At 59.9% G+C, this 20,751-nt stretch carries 16 protein-coding genes; 8 read left to right on the forward strand and 8 right to left on the reverse strand.

Translation table 11 applies throughout. From position 1 onward, the window contains the following. Positions 1-19: 19 nt before the first annotated feature. A complete protein-coding gene (gene rnm, locus ACTG2T_RS02970) occupies positions 20-901 on the reverse strand; it encodes an RNase RNM (protein WP_330124158.1) in 882 nt (293 codons plus the stop codon). 436 nt (positions 902-1,337) lie between these two features. Between rnm and ACTG2T_RS02975 the strand changes: the two genes are divergently transcribed. Genes ACTG2T_RS02975 through trpA form a run of 6 tightly spaced genes read left to right on the forward strand, consistent with a single transcriptional unit; the run spans position 1,338 to position 8,167 of the window. Then, positions 1,338-2,972, forward strand: coding sequence for an anthranilate synthase component 1 (locus ACTG2T_RS02975; protein WP_330124157.1), 1,635 nt, complete (start codon positions 1,338-1,340; stop codon positions 2,970-2,972). Beyond that, a complete protein-coding gene (locus ACTG2T_RS02980; RefSeq protein WP_005359135.1) occupies positions 2,965-3,564 on the forward strand; it encodes an aminodeoxychorismate/anthranilate synthase component II in 600 nt (199 codons plus the stop codon). Before ACTG2T_RS02975 ends, ACTG2T_RS02980 begins: the two co-directional genes overlap by 8 nt. Before the next feature lie 10 nt (positions 3,565-3,574). Then, positions 3,575-4,603 (forward strand): anthranilate phosphoribosyltransferase, encoded by a 1,029-nt coding sequence (gene trpD / locus ACTG2T_RS02985; protein WP_330124156.1) that lies wholly within the window; start codon positions 3,575-3,577, stop codon positions 4,601-4,603. Next, complete coding sequence (gene trpCF / locus ACTG2T_RS02990) at positions 4,603-6,111, forward strand: bifunctional indole-3-glycerol-phosphate synthase TrpC/phosphoribosylanthranilate isomerase TrpF (RefSeq protein WP_330124163.1); 1,509 nt, start codon at positions 4,603-4,605, stop codon at positions 6,109-6,111. Before trpD ends, trpCF begins: the two co-directional genes overlap by 1 nt. A gap of 59 nt (positions 6,112-6,170) precedes the next feature. Beyond that, complete coding sequence (gene trpB / locus ACTG2T_RS02995) at positions 6,171-7,364, forward strand: tryptophan synthase subunit beta (RefSeq protein WP_330124155.1); 1,194 nt, start codon at positions 6,171-6,173, stop codon at positions 7,362-7,364. Next, complete coding sequence (trpA, locus tag ACTG2T_RS03000) at positions 7,361-8,167, forward strand: tryptophan synthase subunit alpha (RefSeq protein WP_330124154.1); 807 nt, start codon at positions 7,361-7,363, stop codon at positions 8,165-8,167. Before trpB ends, trpA begins: the two co-directional genes overlap by 4 nt. 96 nt (positions 8,168-8,263) lie before the next feature. Here trpA and ACTG2T_RS03005 read toward each other — a convergent pair whose 3' ends face one another. Together ACTG2T_RS03005 and ACTG2T_RS03010 are read right to left on the reverse strand one after the other, a co-directional pair. Beyond that, positions 8,264-10,696: an AAA family ATPase gene (locus ACTG2T_RS03005; protein WP_330124153.1), complete on the reverse strand. Its 2,433-nt coding sequence runs from the start codon at positions 10,694-10,696 to the stop codon at positions 8,264-8,266. A gap of 371 nt (positions 10,697-11,067) precedes the next feature. Beyond that, entirely contained in the window at positions 11,068-11,670 is a 603-nt protein-coding gene (locus tag ACTG2T_RS03010; protein WP_330124152.1) for a metal-dependent hydrolase, read from the reverse strand. 335 nt (positions 11,671-12,005) lie between these two features. On the opposite strand from ACTG2T_RS03010, the gene ACTG2T_RS03015 reads away from it, so the two are divergent. Continuing rightward, positions 12,006-12,782, forward strand: coding sequence for a BPL-N domain-containing protein (locus ACTG2T_RS03015; RefSeq protein WP_330124151.1), 777 nt, complete (start codon positions 12,006-12,008; stop codon positions 12,780-12,782). Between the two features lie 183 nt (positions 12,783-12,965). Here ACTG2T_RS03015 and ACTG2T_RS03020 read toward each other — a convergent pair whose 3' ends face one another. Continuing rightward, the gene (locus ACTG2T_RS03020; RefSeq protein WP_330124150.1) at positions 12,966-13,115 is read right to left on the reverse strand and encodes a hypothetical protein; all 150 of its coding nucleotides are present in this window, start codon (positions 13,113-13,115) and stop codon (positions 12,966-12,968) included. A gap of 444 nt (positions 13,116-13,559) precedes the next feature. Here ACTG2T_RS03020 and ACTG2T_RS03025 point away from each other — a divergent pair, with 444 nt between their 5' ends. Then, positions 13,560-15,659: a hypothetical protein gene (locus ACTG2T_RS03025; RefSeq protein WP_330124149.1), complete on the forward strand. Its 2,100-nt coding sequence runs from the start codon at positions 13,560-13,562 to the stop codon at positions 15,657-15,659. A 77-nt stretch (positions 15,660-15,736) separates the two neighbouring features. On the opposite strand, the gene ACTG2T_RS03030 is transcribed toward ACTG2T_RS03025, so the two are convergent. From ACTG2T_RS03030 to arsA, 4 genes are all read right to left on the reverse strand, one after another. Continuing rightward, complete coding sequence (locus tag ACTG2T_RS03030) at positions 15,737-16,945, reverse strand: NupC/NupG family nucleoside CNT transporter (protein ID WP_330124148.1); 1,209 nt, start codon at positions 16,943-16,945, stop codon at positions 15,737-15,739. Between the two features lie 359 nt (positions 16,946-17,304). Beyond that, complete coding sequence (gene arsC / locus ACTG2T_RS03035) at positions 17,305-17,730, reverse strand: glutaredoxin-dependent arsenate reductase (protein WP_139493548.1); 426 nt, start codon at positions 17,728-17,730, stop codon at positions 17,305-17,307. A 74-nt stretch (positions 17,731-17,804) separates the two neighbouring features. Next, a complete protein-coding gene (arsB, locus tag ACTG2T_RS03040) occupies positions 17,805-18,869 on the reverse strand; it encodes an ACR3 family arsenite efflux transporter (protein WP_005338173.1) in 1,065 nt (354 codons plus the stop codon). Positions 18,870-18,978: 109 nt separating this feature from the next. Then, on the reverse strand, positions 18,979-20,742 hold the full coding sequence (gene arsA / locus ACTG2T_RS03045; RefSeq protein WP_330124147.1) for an arsenical pump-driving ATPase: 1,764 nt from the start codon (positions 20,740-20,742) through the stop codon (positions 18,979-18,981). Between the last annotated feature and the right edge of the window lie 9 nt (positions 20,743-20,751).

Consider the following 20,751-nt stretch of genomic DNA (forward strand, 5'->3'; position numbering starts at 1 on the left):
GGCCGCTTCGCTGATGCCGTTACCGACTCGCCAGCAGCTCGGCGTGTTGCTCGGTGGTGAGCCCAAAGTGACTTGGATAGGCCAGCCATACGGGCATCCCCTCTTTGGGCAGCCAGAGGTGGCGGCCCAGCTCGGTCCAGTTGGAGGGGAAGTGAAAATCCGATCCCACCGAGATATAGAGGTCGTGCTCCTTGGCCCACTGGCCCAGATTGGCCCGCTCCTGCGGGCTCTGCTGGGGCAACGAGACCTCCATGGCATCGCCACCGGCCGCTTTGAAGGCCACCAGCAGCCGCTTAATCCACTTGGCGGTGAGATCGTAACGGCTGGGGTGGGCCAGCACCGCCAGCCCACCCGCGGAGTGAATGGCGGCGATGGCTTCGCTCATCTCGGGCCACTCGGCCGGGGCATACCCTTTATTGCCGCGGCTCAGGTACTTTTTGAATACCTTCTGCATGTTGTCGGCCACACCGCGCGCCACCAGCACCCGGGCAAAGTGGGCGCGGGTCACGGCAGCATCACCGGCGAGCGCCTTGGCCTCTTCATAGGTGCCGGGGATGAGGCACTTCTCCAGACGACGCCCGATTTCCAGCGCACGCGCCTCACGACGGGCCAACTGACCGGCCAGAAAGTCGGTCAGCTGCAGATTTTTTTCATCCACCCCCAGCGCCACGATATGGATTTCGTGATGCTCCCAGCCGGTGGAGATCTCGACCCCGCTCACCAGTCGCAGCGGCAGTTGCTCGGCGTCGATGGTGCGGCGCACCTCATCAAGCCCGGCAAGGGTGTCGTGGTCAGTAACTGCTAACACCTCGACCTGTTTTTCGGCGGCGCGGCGCACCAGTTCGGCTGGGCTCAGCACCCCGTCGGAGGCAGTGGTATGGCAGTGAAGATCGAATCTCATCAGGTTATTCCGCTCTCGTGGTCAGGTCACCATTCATGGCAAATCGGTGAAAGAAGGCTAAAAAGCGACTTGACTTGGCCGCGGCTTTATCGTTTTCTGTAGGCACTTCATTGCAAACATCTTTTTACAGGACTTTATCATGCAAACGACTTCCATCCTGACCATCTGGTGGTGGCACACTCCCTGACATGCGGGCGTGTGGTCGTTGCTGTACCTGTAATCTGACAGCAAATTAAGAACCCAAAGAAAAAGCCCGCTGACCCCAGCGGGCTTTTTTATTATCCGGCAAATGGACCTGTGATGAAACCGAGAATTCAGACAAGCAAGCTGACCTGGCGATGGCGCCCCTGAACCAGCCACCCCGGACCAATTAAATTTTCAAGGAATTCAACGTCATGAACATCGGTAAAACGCATCACACGCAAGGGAACGCACTATGACAGCCACACATCGCCTTCCTCTGGGTGAATTCGATACCCTCAAACTCAACGCCCCCTATGTGGCCGATCCGCTGGCGCTCTATACCCGCCTCTGTCAGGGCCGCCCCAACAACCTGCTGCTGGAATCGGTGGAGATCGACTCCAAGGCGGGCAAACAGAGCCTGCTGCTGGTCGATGCCTGCCTGCGCATCGAGTGCCGTGGCCGCACCGTGCGGGTTCGCAGCCTGAACGACAACGGCGCCCAGTTGCAGAGCCTGCTGGCCGAACGGCTGCCCGTGGTGGTGGCCCGCTCGCTGGTAGATGGCGAATTGCAACTCGACTTCCCTGCCTCCGATCGGGAGCAGGACGAAGACTCCCGCCTCAAGGGGAGCAGCGTGCTGGACGTGCTGCGCACCCTGCAGCGGGAGCTTGATTGCCAGCTCGGCAAAGAGGCACTGTTTATGGCGGGCAGCTTTGCCTATGACCTCATCGCCTCTTTTGAAGATCTGCCCGAAGTGCCACAGGGGAGCAACGACTGCCCCGACTACTGCTTCTACGTGGCCGAAACCCTGATCACCATCGATCATATCGAACGCACTACTCAACTGCTGGCCTGCATCTTTGGCGGCGATAGCGACGAAAGCCTGGTGGAAGACAGATACACCCGCCTGACCGAGCGACTCACCGACTTCAAACAGATTTGCCAGCAACCCCTCTGCGCCGAACTGACCACCCAACCCCTGACCGGTGGCATGAGCGTGGACAAGAGCGACAAACAGTTCTGCGCCGAGGTAGAGAAGCTCAAGGGCTTTATCCGCCGTGGCGACATCTTTCAGGTGGTGCCGTCCCGCTGCTTCTCCCTGCCCTGCCCGAGCCCCCTGGCCGCCTATCGCCGCCTCAAGCAGACCAATCCCAGCCCCTACATGTTCTACGTGCAGGATGAGGGCTTCACCCTGTTTGGCGCCTCGCCGGAGAGCGCGGTGAAATTCTGCGCCGCCAGCCGCGATGTGGAGATGTACCCCATCGCCGGTACCCGCCGCCGTGGTTTCAACCCGGATGGCAGCATCAACCGCGATCTCGATGGCCGTATCGAGCTGGAGCTGCGTCAGGATGAGAAAGAGGTGGCCGAGCACCTGATGCTGGTGGATCTGGGCCGCAACGACATCGCCCGCATCTCGGAGCCCGGCACCCGCTACGTCAAAGAGCTGCTGAAAGTGGATCGCTACAGCCACGTGATGCACCTGGTCTCCAAGGTAGTCGGCACCTTGCGCGCCGACCTTGACGCCCTTCACGCCTATCAGGCCTGCATGAACATGGGTACCCTCACCGGCGCCCCCAAGATCCGCGCCAGCGAGCTTATTCGCATGGTGGAAGGCAAGCGCCGCGGCAGCTACGGCGGCGCGGTCGGCTACATCAACGGCGCTGGCGAGATGGATACCTGCATCGTCATCCGCTCCGCCTTTGTCAAAGAGGGCGTGGCCCACGTGCAGGCCGGTGCCGGTGTGGTCTATGACTCCAAGCCGCAAGCCGAAGCGGACGAAACCCGCGCCAAGGCGGCCGCCGTGCTGGCCGCCATCGCTGCCAGCCATGGCACCTCCCTGCAAGCCCTGAGCGCCCAGCAGGAGCAACATAAGGACGTGAGCCATGACTAACATTTTCCTGCTCGATAACTTCGACTCCTTTACCTACAACCTGGTGGATCAGTTCCGCTCCCTCGGCTATCCGGTGCGGATCTACCGCAACAGCCTGCCGGCCAGCCGCATCATGAGCGAGATCGCCGCCTGCGAAGGGGACGCCGTGCTGGTGCTCTCGCCGGGGCCGGGCGCCCCCCACGAGGCGGGTTGCCTGATTGATCTGATCAAGCTGGCCCGTGGTCAGGTGCCCATCCTCGGCATCTGTCTCGGCCATCAGGCCCTGTGCGAAGCCTACGGCGGCACCGTCGGTGCGGCAGGCGAGATCGTCCACGGCAAGCGTTCGCTGATTGAGCACAACGGCCATGGCGCCTTCGCCGGTCTGCCGAGCCCGCTGCCGGTGGCCCGCTACCACTCGCTGGTCGCCACCTATGTGCCGGAAGAGCTGACGGTGATTGCCCACTATCAGGGGATGCCCATGGCCATCGAGCAGCAGGATGAGCGGGTACTGGGCTTCCAGTTCCACCCGGAATCCATCATGACCTCGGAAGGGGCCCGTCTGCTGACCCAGGCGCTCGCCCATATCACCCGTCCAGAAAGCAGCGTGCGGTAAGGAGACCAACATGCATCAACATCTCAACACCCTCTATCAGGGTCAGTCTCTGAGCCGTGAAAGTACCCGCGACGCCTTCGGTCAGGTGGTACGTGGCGAAGTGGACCCCATAGTTCTCGCCAGTTTATTGACCGCTCTCAAGATCAAGGGGGAGACCCCGGAGGAGATCGCCGGCGCCGCCGAGGCCCTCTTGGCAGAAGCGCGCGACTTCCCGCGTCCGGATTATGAGTTCTGCGACATCGTCGGTACCGGTGGCGATGGCCTCAACACCATCAACGTCTCCACCACTTCGGCACTGGTCGCCGCCGCCTGCGGCCTGAAAGTGGCCAAGCACGGCAACCGCTCGGTCTCGAGCAAGTCGGGTTCGAGCGATCTGCTGGACAAAATGGGCATCAAGCTCGACATGAGCCCGGCGCAGGCGCGCCGCTGCCTCGATGAGCTCGGCATCTGCTTCCTGTTCGCCCCCCAGTACCACGCCGGCGTGCGCCATGCCATGCCGGTGCGCCAAGCCCTCAAGACCCGCACCCTGTTCAACGTGCTGGGGCCGCTTATCAACCCCGCTCGCCCCACCTATCAGCTGATGGGGGTCTATGCCCCCGAGCTGGTGCGCCCCATCGCAGAAACCCTGCTGGCACTGGGGCTGAAAACCGGTATGGTGGTTCACGGTGCCGGGCTGGATGAAATTGCCATCCACGGCCCGACCCAGGTGGCCCAGATCCGTGACGGCGAGATCCGCGAATTTCTGCTCACCCCGGCTGATTTTGGCCTCGAGACCTATCCGGTCAGCGCCATTCAGGGTGGTGAGCCTGAAGAGAACCGTGCCATCACCGCCGCCATTCTGGAAGGGCGTGGCACTCCAGCTCACAACGCCGCCATTGCCGCCAATGTGGCGCCACTGCTGCTGATGGCGGGCAAGGCGACAGACCTCAAGAGCGCAGCGGCCGAGGTGCTGGCAGTGCTGGCGAGCGGCAAGGCAGCGGAGCTCGCCGCCCGGCTCGCCACTTTAAGCCATCAGGATGCTGGCCATCAGGAGGCATGATGTCAGCCACCATGTCGCACAGCAGTCATTCAGAACGCCCACAGGGCAAGAGCCAGTTTCGCAAGGATAACGAGATGTCAGACCTTATTGCCCCCCATGCTTTTCTGAACATGGCCTCCATCAGCCAGACCATCCTCGGCAAGATCGTGGCGGCCAAACAGGAGTGGGTTGCCGCCCGCAAACTGGCCCAACCGCTGGATAGCTTCCAGAGCGAGCTGACCCCCAGCGATCGGGATTTCGCAGGCGCCCTCAAGGCGGGCTCCACCCGCTTTATTCTGGAGTGCAAGAAGGCCTCCCCCTCCAAGGGCTTGATCCGCGACGATTTCAGCCCGGAGGACATCGCCGACATCTATGGCAAATACGCCACCGCCATCTCGGTGCTGACCGACGAGAAGTTCTTTCAGGGGGATTTTGCCTTCCTGCCGCGGGTGCGCAGCCGCGTATCGCAGCCGGTGCTCTGCAAGGATTTCATGATTGACCCCTATCAGGTCTATCTGGCCCGCCACTATCAGGCTGACGCCATCCTGCTGATGCTCTCGGTGCTCACCGACGAGGGCTATCGCGCCCTGTTCGCGGTCGCCAAAGAGCTGGGCCTTGGCGTACTCACCGAGGTGAGCAACGAAGAGGAGCTGACCCGGGCCATCGCGTTGGGGGCACCGGTCATTGGCATCAACAACCGGGATCTGCGCGACTTGAGCGTCGATCTCAACCGCACCAAACAGCTGGCTAAAGATATTCCGAGCGATCGGGTGGTGATCAGCGAATCCGGCATCAATCACCGCGCTCAGGTGGCAGATCTGCGCCACCACGCCAAGGGCTTTCTGGTGGGCTCGTCATTGATGGCCGAGCCGGATCTGGAAGCGGCTGTGCGCAAGCTGGTACTGGGTCAGAACAAGGTGTGCGGCCTGACCCGTGCCGAAGATGCCGCCGCCGCCCATCAGGCGGGTGCGGTATTCGGGGGTCTTATCTTTGTGGCGAAAAGCCCGCGCTATGTAGACATCCCCGCCGCCCGCGCCGTGATGGCGGGTGCGCCGCTCTCTTACGTCGGGGTATTTCGCAACGCCCAACCCGCCACCATCGCCAAGACGGTGGATGCACTGGGGCTCGCCGCAGTCCAGCTGCACGGGGATGAGGATGCCGCCTACATCGAGGAACTGCGTCCGCTGCTGCCAACTGGCTGCCAGATCTGGAAAGCGGTGGGCGTCTCTCTTGGCAAGGAAAGCGACGAGCCGCTGCCCGCCCTCGACTACCCGGCCGATCGGCTACTGCTGGATACCAAAGTAGGCAGCCAGAGCGGTGGCACCGGTCAGGTGTTCGACTGGGCCCTGCTGGCCCATCTCGATAAAGCCAAGCTGATGCTGGCGGGGGGCCTTAATCCCGACAACGCCCTGCAAGCGGCACAAGTGGGCTGCCTCGGCCTTGATTTCAACTCCGGGGTAGAGAGTGCCCCGGGCCAGAAGGATGCGCACAAGATTGCAGCTGCCTTCGGCGCTCTGCGCAACCTGTAACGCAACCTGTAACGCAACCCTTTTTGATGTTTCGATTTAGCTAATACAAGGAAGAAGCCATGACCCTGCTCAACCCGTTTTTCGGTGAATTTGGCGGTATGTATGTACCCCAAATCCTTATCCCCGCCCTGCTCCAGCTGGAGAAAGCCTTTGTCGATGCCAAGGATGATCCCGCCTTTATCGCCGAGTTTCAGTCCCTGCTGACCGAGTACGCCGGTCGCCCTACTCCACTCACCCTGACTCGCAATCTGACCAAGGGCACCAAGACCCGCCTCTATCTGAAGCGTGAAGATCTGCTGCACGGCGGCGCCCACAAGACCAACCAGGTGCTGGGTCAGGCGCTGCTGGCCAAGCGGATGGGCAAGAGCGAGATCATCGCCGAGACCGGTGCTGGCCAGCACGGCGTGGCCACTGCCCTGGCCTGTGCCCTGCTCGGCCTCAAGTGCCGGGTCTATATGGGTGCCAAGGATTGCGAGCGCCAGAAACCGAACGTCTTTCGCATGAAGCTGATGGGCGCCACCGTCATTCCGGTGCACTCCGGCTCCAGCACCCTGAAAGATGCCTGCAACGAGGCGCTGCGCGACTGGGCCGCCAACTACGAGTCGGCCCACTACCTGCTCGGCACCGCCGCCGGTCCGCACCCCTTCCCCACTATCGTGCGGGAGTTCCAGAAGATGATCGGCGAAGAGGCCAAGGCCCAGTGCTTCGAGAAGGAGGAGCGGCTGCCCGATGCAGTGATCGCCTGCGTCGGCGGCGGCTCGAATGCCATCGGCATGTTTGCCGACTTTATCGATGAGTCGTCGGTGCGCCTGATCGGCGTAGAGCCGGGCGGCCACGGCATCGAGAGCGGCGAGCACGGTGCGCCACTGGGTCACGGCAGCAAGGGAGTCTTCTTTGGCATGCACTCCTACCTGATGCAGGACAATCAGGGCCAGATCCAGGAGTCCTACTCCGTCTCGGCAGGGCTGGATTTCCCCTCCGTCGGCCCGCAGCACGCCCATCTGGCCGCCATCGGCCGCGCCGAGTACCCCTCGGTAACCGACAAGGAGGCGCTGGACGCCTTCCAGGAGCTGGCCAAATCCGAGGGGATTATCCCGGCGCTGGAGTCCTCTCACGCGCTGGCCCACGCCCTCAAGATGGCTCGCAGTGAACCGGAGAAAGAGCAGGTGCTCATCGTCAACCTCTCCGGCCGTGGCGACAAAGATATCTTCACCGTCGCCGACATTTTCGAGAAAGAAGGAACCTTGTCATGAACCGTTACGCACAACTTTTCTCCCGTCTGGATGCGGTCAATCAGGGCGCCTTCGTGCCGTTCGTGATGCTGGGTGACCCCACCCCCGAACTCTCCCTGGCCATCGTCGATGCGCTGGTCGAAGGGGGCGCCGATGCCCTCGAGCTCGGCATTCCCTTCTCCGATCCGGTAGCGGACGGCCCCACCATTCAGGGCGCCGCCCTGCGGGCCTTTGCCAGCCACACCACCCCGGATGACTGCTTCGATCTGCTCGCTCGCATCCGAGCCAAGTACCCGCAACTGCCCATTGGCCTCTTGGTCTACGCCAACCTGGTCTATGTGCGCCACATCGATGGCTTCTATGAGAAGTGCCAGCAGGCGGGCGTGGATTCGGTGCTGGTGGCCGATGTGCCGGTGCAGATGTGCTCCCCCTACAAGGCGGCCGCCGACAAGTTCGGCATCGACAGCATCTTTATCGCCCCGCCCAATGGCGATGCCGAGACCCTGAAACAGGTGGCGGAGCTGGGCAGTGGTTACACCTATCTGGTGAGCCGCGCTGGCGTGACCGGTGCCGAGACCAAGGCCGGTATGCCGGTGGATGGCCTGATCAATACCCTGCGCGAGTTCAAGGCGCCCCCCGCCCTGCTCGGCTTTGGCATCAGCGAACCGGCTCAGGTACGTGAAGCCATCGCCGCTGGCGCCGCCGGTGCCATCTCCGGCTCCGCCGTGGTGAAGATCATCGAGACTCACCACCAGAACCCGGAACATATGCTGACTCGTCTGAAAGAGTTTGTAGAAGGGATGAAGGCCGCGACCAACCGCTAAGGTCGGATAATGGGGTCAGCTGGTAGTGACCCTGATCTGCCAGTTCGCATAACCATGTAAAAGGGAGCCTGACCGGCTCCCTTTTAATGTCTCTGATCAACCTCTTCTAGGGGCTCGCCAAGACATTGCGTCCAGAGCCTCCAGCAGCCTCACCACGCTTTCCACTTCCACCGCATCGAAGTCATCACGTTCCTCATCATGAACGCCCTTGTTCAAATATGTCCAAGTCAACGTGGTTTGGGGGATGCCTAGTAGCGTATTGAGGTGAGCCAATAGCGGAGCTTTATTATCATGGGTAAAATGCGCAGCCGCATTAAGTCTCGCACGCAGGGTATCGCACAGATCGCGCAACCCAGGCTCACCACCGGCGCGATTCAGTTCCAACCGTAAGGCGCCCAGATCATGGTTGCCCAACCAACCCCATATCTTACGAGTCAAATGCTCAAGAGCCTGGCGACAGGCCGTTAACGCCGAGCGATGGTCACGCTCCAAGCAAGCAGCTCTGGCCTTGAGTAGGTAACCCCGAGGAGCTCCTCCTCTGACTCTGGGTTGATGATCCCCTAGATGATGGTCAAGCAAATATAGTTTGCAGTGAGCTTGTCGGGCTGGTGGCAGATTATTCTGAATATCCTTGATGAACTCGTTGCTATGGCAAGTCACGATGAACTGAGTCTGCTGGAAGCGCTCATCTTCAAACAAGGTGGCCCTGATGCCACTGCGATGATCATGGTCGATGGCGTTGAGTACATCATCAAAGATAATCAGCGGCGTATTGATGGATTGAGCTTTGGCGATCAGTATTGCCAAGCCCAAGCAGCGAATGTGCCCCTCGCTTAACACTTGGAGGGCATCAACAAAACGCTCAGGTTGGCCGCGAAAGGCTAGTTCAATCACATCATTACCGGTAACGGGTAGCCGCAGTGCAGCCAACAGGTCATGTTCATGATCGTGTCGATTGAAGTCGTTGTAGAGACCCAATGCTGCCTCGCTGATCCCGGCCATCAATCGAGCAGGGAGCTGTTCGCGATATTGACGTAGGTATTGAAGAAATTGGTTATAGGCAGTGTTGAAAAGCCCATCTGATTCCATTTGCAAGCGCTCTTGCCGCACTTCCTCCACCAATGGTGCATTGACATCATTAAAGGCAGCTATTCGTTGCAGTGCGGCGGCCAGCTCTGTCTCAAACTGGCTACGTTTGCCATCTTGAACCCGGATCTGAGCATATAGCTCTTGAAGGCGCTGACGTTCGGCAAGCAAGGGGATACGCTCTTCATGCTGCTGACGAATGGTTTCGTCCCGCTCAGCAATGTGTTTGGCAGTGTCAACCAGCGCGTCCAAATAGGCTTTATTGGCAGCGTCAAACAAGGGGGTCCACCAAGTTGCCTCCTGTAATGTCGACAGCTGCTGCAAGAAAATGGCAGAAGGAGATATGGGGACGGTAGGGTCAGTTGTCATGAAGGCTAACAGAGTATGTATTTGTCCTCTCAACTCATGGGCTGCTTGTTGCAATGACAGTTTCGCTTGGTCTCGTTGAGTCTCAAGCTGCACAAGCTCAAGCAGTTGTGCAAGACCAGCTTCAGCATGTATGTAGGGATCCCGAGTAACATTCGTCAACGGGGTATCACAAGCTGGACAGTGATCGCCGTGCTGTTCCCTGAGAGCCAAAAGCGCTTGGTAAAGCCCCTTGAAAGAGACTTGTTCACTACGTTGATGCCACTGGTGGTTGAGCTCGGTGAGCGTGCGTTGTTCACGCTGCAAGGTGTCCAATGCATGGACAAAGTGTTCCGAGGTAAGTCCGATGACAGCAGGAATCTGCTGAGTAAGCCGCTCATCCAGTTCCAACAATCGACCAGGCTGTTCGGGGGTGCCAACCGTCTGTTTGAGTGTCGCATAGTCTTGGGCAATGCCAGATTGCTCGGCCAGCAGAGCCTCTTCCTGTGCCAGTTGAGAGCGGCTCGCAGCCGCCTGATCTCGGCGCTGCTCATCTGCGGCCAGTGCTTGACGACGCAAATTCAACGCTTGTGCCTTGTCGGCAGTCAATGTCAGTTGCTGGGTAATAGCACCATTAAAGTGGCTGACAAATAAGTTGAATGGCTCCATGCCAAACAGGGTCGCTATCAAATCTCCGCGTTGTCCAGCTGGACGAGCTGCCAGACGTGAGAACGTATCTATGCGGTTCTTTTCTACAAAGCAGAAACGATAGCGCTCCGCATCCACCGGTACCTGCTGCGGCCCTTGCGGAGTGGAGCCTTGTAGCTCGGGAGCAACAAATCGACCTTCATGGATATTACGCAAATAAGTGGGCAATTGGATTCGTTTAGCTTCAGCTTCATCCACGGCGCCAAGTAATGCGTATTCCAGAGCCTCACAAAGGCTGCTTTTTCCACTGCCATTAGGACCATACACCAGGGTCAACTGCTGATTGAGTTCGAATTCAACCTGATTGCGGAATCCGCGAAACGGTCCAAGACGCATGCTGTGCAAACGCTGAAACGACCATTCGCCCTCTTCTTGGTCGATAGGACCCACTTCTGGCGCCCCTAGCCCCTGCTGCGCCCAGTGGGCACGCATCAGACTAACCAACCTGATTGATCGCTGGCTCTGGTGACGCGTCGTTCGGGATAGTGTGTCAAAGTGGTTCAGACACAAGGAAGCGAGTCGACGCACATCTTCAGGAACAGGGGGATTGGATTGGTAAAGCTCATGGACGAAGGCTCGAAAGTCATGTAGGGCGGAAGGCATTGGGGCTCCTTGTAGAGTTAATTATCATTTACCCGAAAGTATGCCTTTTCTGTGCTTTCGATAGAGTGCGCCACCCCACACAATAGCCGCAGCGGTTACAGGGTAATTAGACGCCCCCTACCTTTCGGAACAAATAGCGCCATCGCCAGCACACAAACTTATGAGCGTTCCAGTTTTGGTTTGCTCCACCAACAATATATCCAACCACTATTCCCAACCTCACCAATGTCCCCCCCCCTGCCCCAGACCCGCCACCCCATCAATCCCAGCATCAATACAACCCCCGGCAGCCATACCCAGTAGAGCTCGGAGAGAATCACCGCTTCACCTCGGGCGGTGAGATAGGCCTCCAGCTTGAAGGGGGCAACCCGGATCACCTGCCAGGGGGCAAAGAAACGCTCGTCACGCCACGGCCAGAGCCAGCCAACCCCTTTGCCGCCGGTGGTGAGGGAATCGAGCAGGCTGTGGGAGAGCAAAGAGGCCAGCAGAAACGACCAGACGGTGGCGGCGCTCGCCCGAAATTGGCGGTGAAACAGCATGACCAAGGTAGGCAGGGCAAAAGCGAACAGCAGTGAGTGGGTAAAGCCGCGGTGGCCAAAGACATGGCCGTAGGCGACCCCCAGTTTGAAAGCGAGCACATCGGCATCGGGCAGCATAGCGATAGCAACCCCGGCCAACAGCAGGCGGGGCGGGATAATCCGGCTGCCAAGCCCGAGCCCAAGGCAGAGAGGGACGGCGACGTGAGTGACGATGGTGGGCATAAGATAAAGCTCCAACTGAAAACGTGAGGCTACCCTACCCCCGCTCGGTGAAGTGAAGGTGAAGTGCCCCCTCTTATGTTGCTGGTTTCCCCCTCAAATCCTTAGCCATCAGCCAGAAGAGGCGTCACACAGGAAAGCTGTTGCACGCGCTCCGAAGCCGGGGCCGAGCTTCTTTCCTTTGTTTCCTCTGTATTGGCTCGTTCGTTGTGTGTCGAACGCAGGCCCAATCAGCGTTGGCGCGTTAACTTGAAATGTTCATTTAACAGCGGCTGACATGCAGAACGGGATCGTGATAAGTAGTCTCTTCGATTCACATCACAGGGATAGTGGCAGCGATGAATGTATCAAAAAGCGTCATGCAGATTGCGATCGTTATCAGCCTCTGGTTAATGACAGGGGGCATGGCAGAGGCCGCCTCTGCGCAGCCGCAGCAAGAGCCGTATGCGCTGATCTATAACGGGCCTGTTTCTGATGGAGATAGCACCAGAGCGATTGCGGATGTGGTCAAGCAGCTGGGCTTGCCGGTCAGGTATCTCTCCAATATCGAGGCGCTGCCTGCAGAGCTTGATAATGCCAGGGTGTTTATCGTTGGCGGCACAGAGGACGATGTTGAGCCGCTCCTCAAGGCCTTCACCGCTGACGCGCGCTCGGCATTAAAAACCTATTTGCTAAGCGGTGGCCGCTACCTCGGGATCTGTGGGGGTGCCTTTGTGGCATCCACCGGCTGGTCTGAAGAAGAGGGCTTTGTGCCAGCGCTGGGCCTTGTCCCTGCCACATCCGATGATTATGACGGCGACTTTAGCGCCAGGATCTTCCCGATCAACTGGCTTGGTGAAGAGCGCCAGATGTATTACCAGGCCGGCCCGCAATTTACGCCGGTGCCAAACCCCGAGCAGCTCAAGGTCATCGCCCACTTTCAAAACCATCAGATTGCCGCGCTGATCAGCTCATACGGCAAAGGCAAGGTGGCGGTTTCCGGGCCACACCCCGAAGCCCCCGAATCATGGAAAGAGAACGCGGCGGACGGCGACCAGATGGAGTCGAATATTCATCTGGCCGCAGGACTCGTTAACGAGTTGCTCTCCGAAGAGCCCGTCACCCATTCGAAGTAGTCGCGCCCCTACGCCCCTGGATGTGACCCCATTGCTCGGCCCGGAAGTCAGGCCATCCAATCGGCCGCAATCCATAAAAAAAACCACCGACCTGCAAAAGGTCGGTGGTTTTTTTATCGGTGGTAGATAACGGGTAGCCGATACAAAGGGTTCGCTACCTCAACTTTCGCCCGGGAACGAGCACTACTCTTCCTGCTCCTCCGGTTGTCTCTCCTCACCCCGTATCTGTAGCAGCTCTTCGACCCTGGCTTGCCACTTGTCGTGGGCCTGTTTGCGCTCCTGCTGCATAAATGCTTCTCGCATGGTGTCGATTTTCTGGTCAAGTTTTTCCATCAGAGTGTCTCCTTGTGTGACCGCGTAAAGACTGGCTGACGGCGCGTTGGCCAACCTGCTCCCCTAATCTGACACCGCTAATGCCGTTACTGCCCAATCAAATAATCGATTGGAAGTGCTAAAACCAATCTAAAAATTCTTTTTCATGTGTGCGCCACCACGCCAGTGCAAGGGAAACAGACCGCTCAGAGCGGGATGATCCGGCACGGGGTCAACACGTTGTTGAGTGTGGTCGCCCCCCTTTTCAGGGGAATGGGGCACCGTTGCCCAATCCGTCCAGGGCGGGGTACCGGCAGATTTCCGGGGTGTTGCTGTGCCCATGATCACACAGTCACAACTCTCGCCCTCCTCTCACCGCGCCCCCGCTTTTTATCATCTAGAGTTAGCGGGCAGTCCAAAAGCTGCTGATTTATATACATTCGCCGCCAAGAGGGATCTTTTTTCATGACCGAGCATATCGATCTGCTACCTATCAGCACGGATGATGAGCAGGACGCAGGCAACCGTTACCTCTACTACACCGAAGGGGATCTGGCCCGCATTCTTGCCAATCTGGAACATCTGCGCCACGCGGTGTTTCCGGCCGCCATCGGAGAGAGCGAAACGGGCACCACCGTGCCCCACAACTTTCCGTCCGTCTGTCTGGTGGGGCTAGGACGCTGCGGCTCGAACATCGCGCAGGATGTGGCCTCGCTGGTCTACAACGCCCGCAGCTTTTATCTCAATGAGTTCAACAGTGAAGAGCAACGCAAGCGGGAGAAGGAGTTTGGTCCGGTAAGCTGGATCCGGCGCAATCTGCGGCTACCAAACAACGGGGCCCGGCCGGTCTTTCTGATCGAGCCCATGGTGATGCTGGGGGATCTGGACAAGGACATCGATGGCCGCATCCGCCACTCCAATCGCAGCGGCGAAGGTGGCTCCTTGCGTGATTACGCCAAGATGCGGGTGATGGACTTGTCGGAGATCCACGCGGGTGGCGCGGGTAACGCCCCCATCCTTGGCCAGTATCTGGCCAAGATCATCCTCAACAAGAGCCCCCACTACTTCGCCAACTCGGAGTGGCAGGCCATTCATACCTATCTGGTGGACTCCTGCGGCATCAAGGCCAACCAGTCCCGCCTCTATTTCTACATCTTCAGTGCCGGGGGCGGCACCGGCTCCGGCATGGCCTCCGAGTTCGGGCTGGCCCAGCAGTACTCCTACATGAGCAAGACCTTTTCACCCCCGTCAGAAGAGGAGGAGCACCTCTCCCTCGGGGAGCACTTCATGTTCGACCCTATCTTCACCAGCGGCATCTGCATCCTGCCCAATATCTGTGATCGGGGTATCGAGATCTCGGAAGCGCTGCACATCAATGCGGGGCGCCTGCTGTGCAAGTACCTGGCCGAGGAGTGGGACTTCTCCTATCACTTCGACAACGAGCAGGCGTGCGATGCCAGCATGCTCAAGCGGATCAGGCCCTGGAATGCCATGATGCTGATCTCCAACGACATCATGCGCTACGCCGAAGAGAGCGACGATGGCGAGATCCAGCATGTTGACGTCAACACCATGGAGAAATACGCCAACCAGTACATCTCCCAGCAGATCTTCAACATTCTTACCGCCCAGGCCGTCACAACCGACTATGACGAGAACTACTTTCGCCGGGCGGGCATCGACATCAGCGAGACCATTCGGCTCGATGCCAACGACCTCTTTATGAGTCTGGCGGGGCCGGTGGCGGTGGCGTATGCCGAGTCCATCTCGCCCCCCGGCGGCCTGTTTGACAAGGAGGACGGGCTCAATGTGGACGATCTCTTCACCCGTTCCATCGAACTGCCCCACTTCAACAAGATGACCCAGGCCATCGAGGGGATCAGTCTGCTGCCCATCGAGGCGGGCAACTATCGGGAGTATCTGGACGACTATGTGAAAAGTGGCCATGACCCGGCCCACCTCAACGAACTGCACTTCTTCAAGAACTGCTCCTCCGTGGTGTCGATCATCTCCCTGCCCAAGGAGTACAAGCTCTCCTATATGGATCTCAACCGGCTCAAGTCACACCTCAATGGGCTCTTCCCCAATACCACCCTCAAGCGCTATGCGCTGGTCATTGGGGCGTCGGCCAACATCTCCCTCACCACCCTGATCGTCAAGAGCCCCTGCCTGAGCGATGACTTCCTGACCCTGATCGTGGCCTTTATCAAGCGCTGCTTTGCCAAGGATCACTATCGCTTCGATGAGCATCTGGACAAGGCGGTGATCGAGATGATCTGCAATGAAGAGTGGAACGATGCGCTGCTCGACAGCATGCTCAACGAGTTCGAGAACCCGGCCAAGATCCTCGATACCAACTGGTACGCTATCAAGCCCATGTATGAGAAGAAATATCGGGAGCTTATCCGCGAGAAAGAGAAGTTCGTCTCCATCAACGATATTCGCCTCAGCCGCGAATCGGTGAAAAAGGCGCTGCTCTATCTGCGGGAGATCTATCGCCACCGGGTCAGCAAGACCCGGATCCTCTCCCTCAACCCACGGCTGGGGGAAGCGAACACTCGCTAGCACCCAGCCCATAAAACAAAGCGCCCGCCCCACATGGGGCGGGCGCTTTTTTACTGGCGCAGCCTCGTTTTATCTCATCAGAGGGAGACAAAGATCCCGGCCAGGGTGGCGCTCATCAGGTTGGCGAGGGTCGCAGCCAGCACCGCCTTGAAGCCCATATTGGCCACATCGTGACGGCGCTCCGGCGCCATGGTGCCGATGGAGCCAAGCTGCACCGCAATGGAGCCCAGATTGGCAAAACCGCACAGCGCGAAGGTGATGATGATCTGGGTGTGGGCGCTCAGATCGGCCTTGATATTGGCAAAGTCCAGATAGGCGACGAACTCGTTCATGATCACTTTCTGACCAATCAGGGAGCCTGCCGCCATCATCTCGCTGGCGGGCACGCCAATGAGCCAGGCCACCGGGGCAAACAGATAACCCAGCAGCTGCTGCAGGGAGAGATCGGCCCAGCCGAACCACTCGCCGACGGTGGTGAGACCGGCGTTGATCATGGTGATGACGCTGACAAAGGCGAGCAGGATGGTGCCGATGGCCACGGCGATCTTCATGCCGCCCATGGCGCCACCCGCCAGTGCGTCGATGGCGTTGCTGTAGTCGCTCTTGTCGAGGGTGATCTCGGTCTGATCGCTCACCTGCTGCTGCTCCGGCACCAGCAGTTTGGCCATCAGCAGACCACCCGGCGCCGCCATAAAGGAGGCAGCAATCAGGTATTTCAGATCCACACCCAGCCCGGCGTAACCACCCAGCACCGAGCCCGCTACCGAGGCCATGCCGCAGGTCATCACCGCAAAGAGTTCGGAGCGGGTCATCCCAGCGAGGAAGGGACGAATAAGCAGCGGCGACTCCCCTTGCGACAGGAAGATGTTGCCGGTGGCCACCAGCGACTCGGCGCGGCTGGTGCCGAGCAGGCGGTGAATGGTGCCGCCTAATACCCGGATCACCCACTGCATGATGCCGAAGTGGTAGAGCACCGCGATCAGCGCGCTGATAAAGATCACCAGCGGCAGCACCCGCACGGCGAAGATAAAGCCGTTGCTGGCCAGATCGCCAAACACAAAGCGAATGCCGCTGTCGGCAAAGCCGAGCAGGGCGGAGACGCCATTACTCATGGCACCGAGCATGATTTGTCCCGGGGGGAAATAGAGCACTAGGGCAGCAAAACCGGTTTGCAGGGCGAGCGCCCCCAGCACGGTTCGCCAGCGGATGGCTCGGCGGTTTTCACTCGCCAGCCAGGCGATAAACATCAGGGCCAGCATACCGACCAGACTCAATAACAGTGTCATCTTGCACCTATGAAGAGAGGAGTTTCATATGGCAAGTCTGCAGACAGGCGTCGCGGGCGATCCGGCGAGAGAAGTGCCGACCCACGCGACACGCAGACCACAAACCTACAGGTTAGTGGCGGGTCCCATCCTGGGGTCATTCACGTTCCGGGTGACAGCATGTATCGGGTGACGCCAGCGCCGTCGCAGGGGGGAGATGCGGCCGGGTGGCAGGTCGGGCGGCGATGGTACAGTGATCATCGTCACAGAAAAAGCGGTAAAACGATTGGCCGGAGTAACTTTTTCAACTTGTTCACACAACGAAACAGGGCCAGCGTGAAGCTGGCCCTGTTTCAATCCGTACTTGAGTACTCAGATGATTACTTGAGGCGCTTGCCGCTCGCATCCACCACCTGCTCGCCATCCTCCTTGGCGAAGGCCCCTTTTTGCTGATCGGGCAGAATATCGAGCACCACTTCCGACGGACGGCACAGCTTGGTGCCAAGCGGCGTGACCACGATGGGGCGGTTGATGAGGATGGGGTGGGCCAGCATGGCATCGATCAGCGCATCATCGCTGAAACGATCCTCCGCCAACCCGAGCGCCTCGTAGGGTGGCACGTTCTTGCGCAGCAGATCCCGCACCGGCATGTCCATGGCGGCGATCAGCGCCACCAGCTGGTCGCGGGAGGGGGGCGTCTCCAGATAGTGGATCACGGTGGGCTCGACGCCGCTGTTGCGAATGAGCTCCAGGGTGTTACGGGAGGTACCACATTCCGGGTTGTGATAGATGGTGATTGCACTCATTTGCGTGTCTCTCATTAATCAAGTGAATAGAAAATGGATAGCATCAGTTCCGGCCAGCTGTTAGCGGCCATCAGTCAGCGGCTTAGACCCGCTTCGTACCAGGGTTTGCTGGCGTTAACCACCCGCACCACCAGCAGCATGACCGGCACCTCGATCAGCACCCCGACTACGGTGGCGAGCGCCGCGCCGGAGTGAAAACCGAACAGGCTGATGGCGGCGGCCACCGCCAGCTCGAAGAAATTGGAGGCACCGATCAGAGCGGAAGGACAGGCGACCGAGTGCTTCTCCCCCACCTTGCGGTTGAGCCAGTAAGCAAGCCCGGAGTTGAACAGCACCTGGATCAGGATCGGTACCGCCAACAGGGCGATAACCAGCGGCTGCTCGATAATGGCGTTGCCCTGAAAGGCAAACAGCAGCACCAGAGTGAGCAGCAGGGCCGCCACCGACCAGGGCTGGATGCGGGTCATGACGCCGTCAAAATGGGCCTCACCCTTTTTCAGCAAAGCCTTGCGCAGCAGCTGAGCGATGATGACCGGGATGACGATATAGAGCACCACAGAGGTGAGCAGGGTATCCCACGGCACTATGATGCTGGAGACCCCGAGCAGCAGCGCCACCAGCGGTGCGAAGGCAAACACCATGATGAGGTCGTTCACCGCCACCTGCGACAGGGTGAAGTAGGGATCGCCGTTGGTAAGGCGACTCCAGACAAACACCATGGCGGTGCAGGGGGCCGCCGCCAGCAGGATCAGCCCCGCCACATAGCTGTCGAGTTGATCCGCCGGCAACCAGTCGGCAAACAGCACGCGGATAAAGAGCCAGCCGAGGAAGGCCATGGAGAAGGGTTTGACCAGCCAGTTGATAAAGAGGGTGACCCCAATCCCCTTCATGTGCCCCTTCACCTGATGCAGGGCGCCAAAGTCGATCTTGAGTAGCATGGGGATGATCATCACCCAGATCAGCAGCCCCACCGGCAGGTTGACCTTGGCCACCTCCATGGCACCGATCGCCTTGAAGAGATCCGGCAGCCCCTGCCCAAGCCCAATCCCCACCAGAATGCAGAGGGCGACCCAGGCGGTCAGATAACGTTCAAAAAAGCCGATGGCAGGCACGGCCTTGGCATCACATGTTGCAGACATCACAGCTCCCGATGCGGCGCAATTTCGCATCTTCTATTGGTTCAAAACACAGGTTTATAACAAGTAACGGCATATTCAAGCCGCCCCGGCTGCTGGCCGGGGCGGCGACTCAATGGTGCTGGCAGAGGCGGCGCAGGGCATCGGGCCCCACCGGCTCTTCGGCGAGCAGCGGCACCACGGCGAAGCGGCTGGCGTGTTGCTGCTCGACTGCCTCGATATGGGGCAACTGGCGCTCAGCCCGCAGTTGCAGCAGCGGTGAACTGACCGCGGCTTGCTGCAAGCTGTGGTTGATGAGCCAGCCCCAGGGCTCGATGCCGGCCCGGCGCAGATCGGCCTGCAGATTGGCAGCCTCCTGCACTGGCGTCGGCTCGGGCAGCGTCACAATCAGCACCTTGGTCTGCTTGGGGTCCTGCAACTGCATCATGGGGGTGGTGAAGTGCAGCCCCTTGTTTCCCATCTGGCGAGCGATCTCCCTGTGGTAGGCGCCGGTGGCGTCGAGCAGCAGCAGGGTGTGGCCGGTGGGGGCAGTATCCATCACCACGAAGCGCTTGCCCGCCTCGCGAATAATGCGCGAGAAGGCCTGAAACACGGCGATCTCCTCGGTACAGGGGGAGCGCAAGTCCTCCTCCAGCAGTGCCCGCCCCTGCTCGTCCAGGGCCGCTCCCTTGCTGGCCAGCACCTGGGCGCGGTAACGCTCGGTCTCGGCGTGGGGGTCGATGCGACTCACCTCAAGATGGGACAAGCTACCTGCCAGCGTCTCGCTCAGGTGTGCGGCGGGATCCGAGGTGGTGAGGTGCACCGGCAAGCCGCGGCTCGCCAGCTCCACCGCCACGGCGGCAGCCAGCGTAGTCTTGCCCACCCCGCCCTTGCCCATCAGCATGATGAGGCCGTGACCGTCGGCGGCCAGCTCGTCCACCAGCGAACTCAACTCGGGCTGGGCTGGCAGATGGGCTGACGTTGCCAGTGATACCTGCGCACCAGCATCCTGTGGTTGCAGCAGCTGGCGCAGGCTCTCGACCCCCACCAGATTGGTGGCCAGCAGCGGGATATGATCCTGCGCCAGCCCCTTGATCCCCTGCGGCATCTGGGCGAGAGCCTGTTGCTCGCGCTGCCAGAGCGCTATTGCCAGCGGATCTCCGGCAATGGCGCCTTCGGGGAAGAGGCCATTGATCACCAGTTGCTGATTCAACAAGCCGATGGCGGCCAGCTCCTCGTGGGTGCGGGCCACTTCCCGCAGAGTGGATTGCTGAGCCCGCGCCACCAGCACCAGACGGGTGCGGGCAGCATCTGCCAGGGCGGCGACCGCCTCGCCATACTGGCTGCGCTGCTTCTCCAGCCCCGCCAACGGGCCAAGGCAGGAGGCATCCCCCTTGCCCTGTTCCAGAAATTCGCTCCAGGCTCCCGGCAGTTGCAGCAACCGGATGGTGTGACCGGTAGGCGCCGTATCAAAGACGATATGGTCATACTCGGCCAGCAGCGTTTGGTCGGTCAGCAGGGCGGTGAATTCGTCAAAAGCGGCGATCTCGGTGGTGCAGGCGCCGGAGAGCTGCTCCTCGATGCTGCGCACCACGCTCTCGGGCAACTTACCGCGCACCGGCCCGACGATCCGCTCCCGATAGGCTTTGGCCGCTGCGGGGGGATCTATCTCCAGCGCCGACAGGCCGGGCACTGCAGCGATATCGGTGACCCGATTGCCGATCTCGGTGGCAAACACCTGGCCCACGTTGGAGGCGGGGTCGGTGCTCACCAGCAGTACCCGCTTGCCAATATCACAGAGAGCCACCGCACTGGCGCAGGCCAGCGAGGTCTTGCCCACCCCGCCCTTGCCGGTGAAAAAGAGAAACGGCGGTGGATTGGTCAGAAAATGGTACATAGCCTCTCC

Source organism: Aeromonas sp. 75A, from assembly GCF_051919425.1.
In the GTDB taxonomy this organism is placed as follows: Bacteria; Pseudomonadota; Gammaproteobacteria; order Enterobacterales; family Aeromonadaceae; genus Aeromonas; species Aeromonas veronii.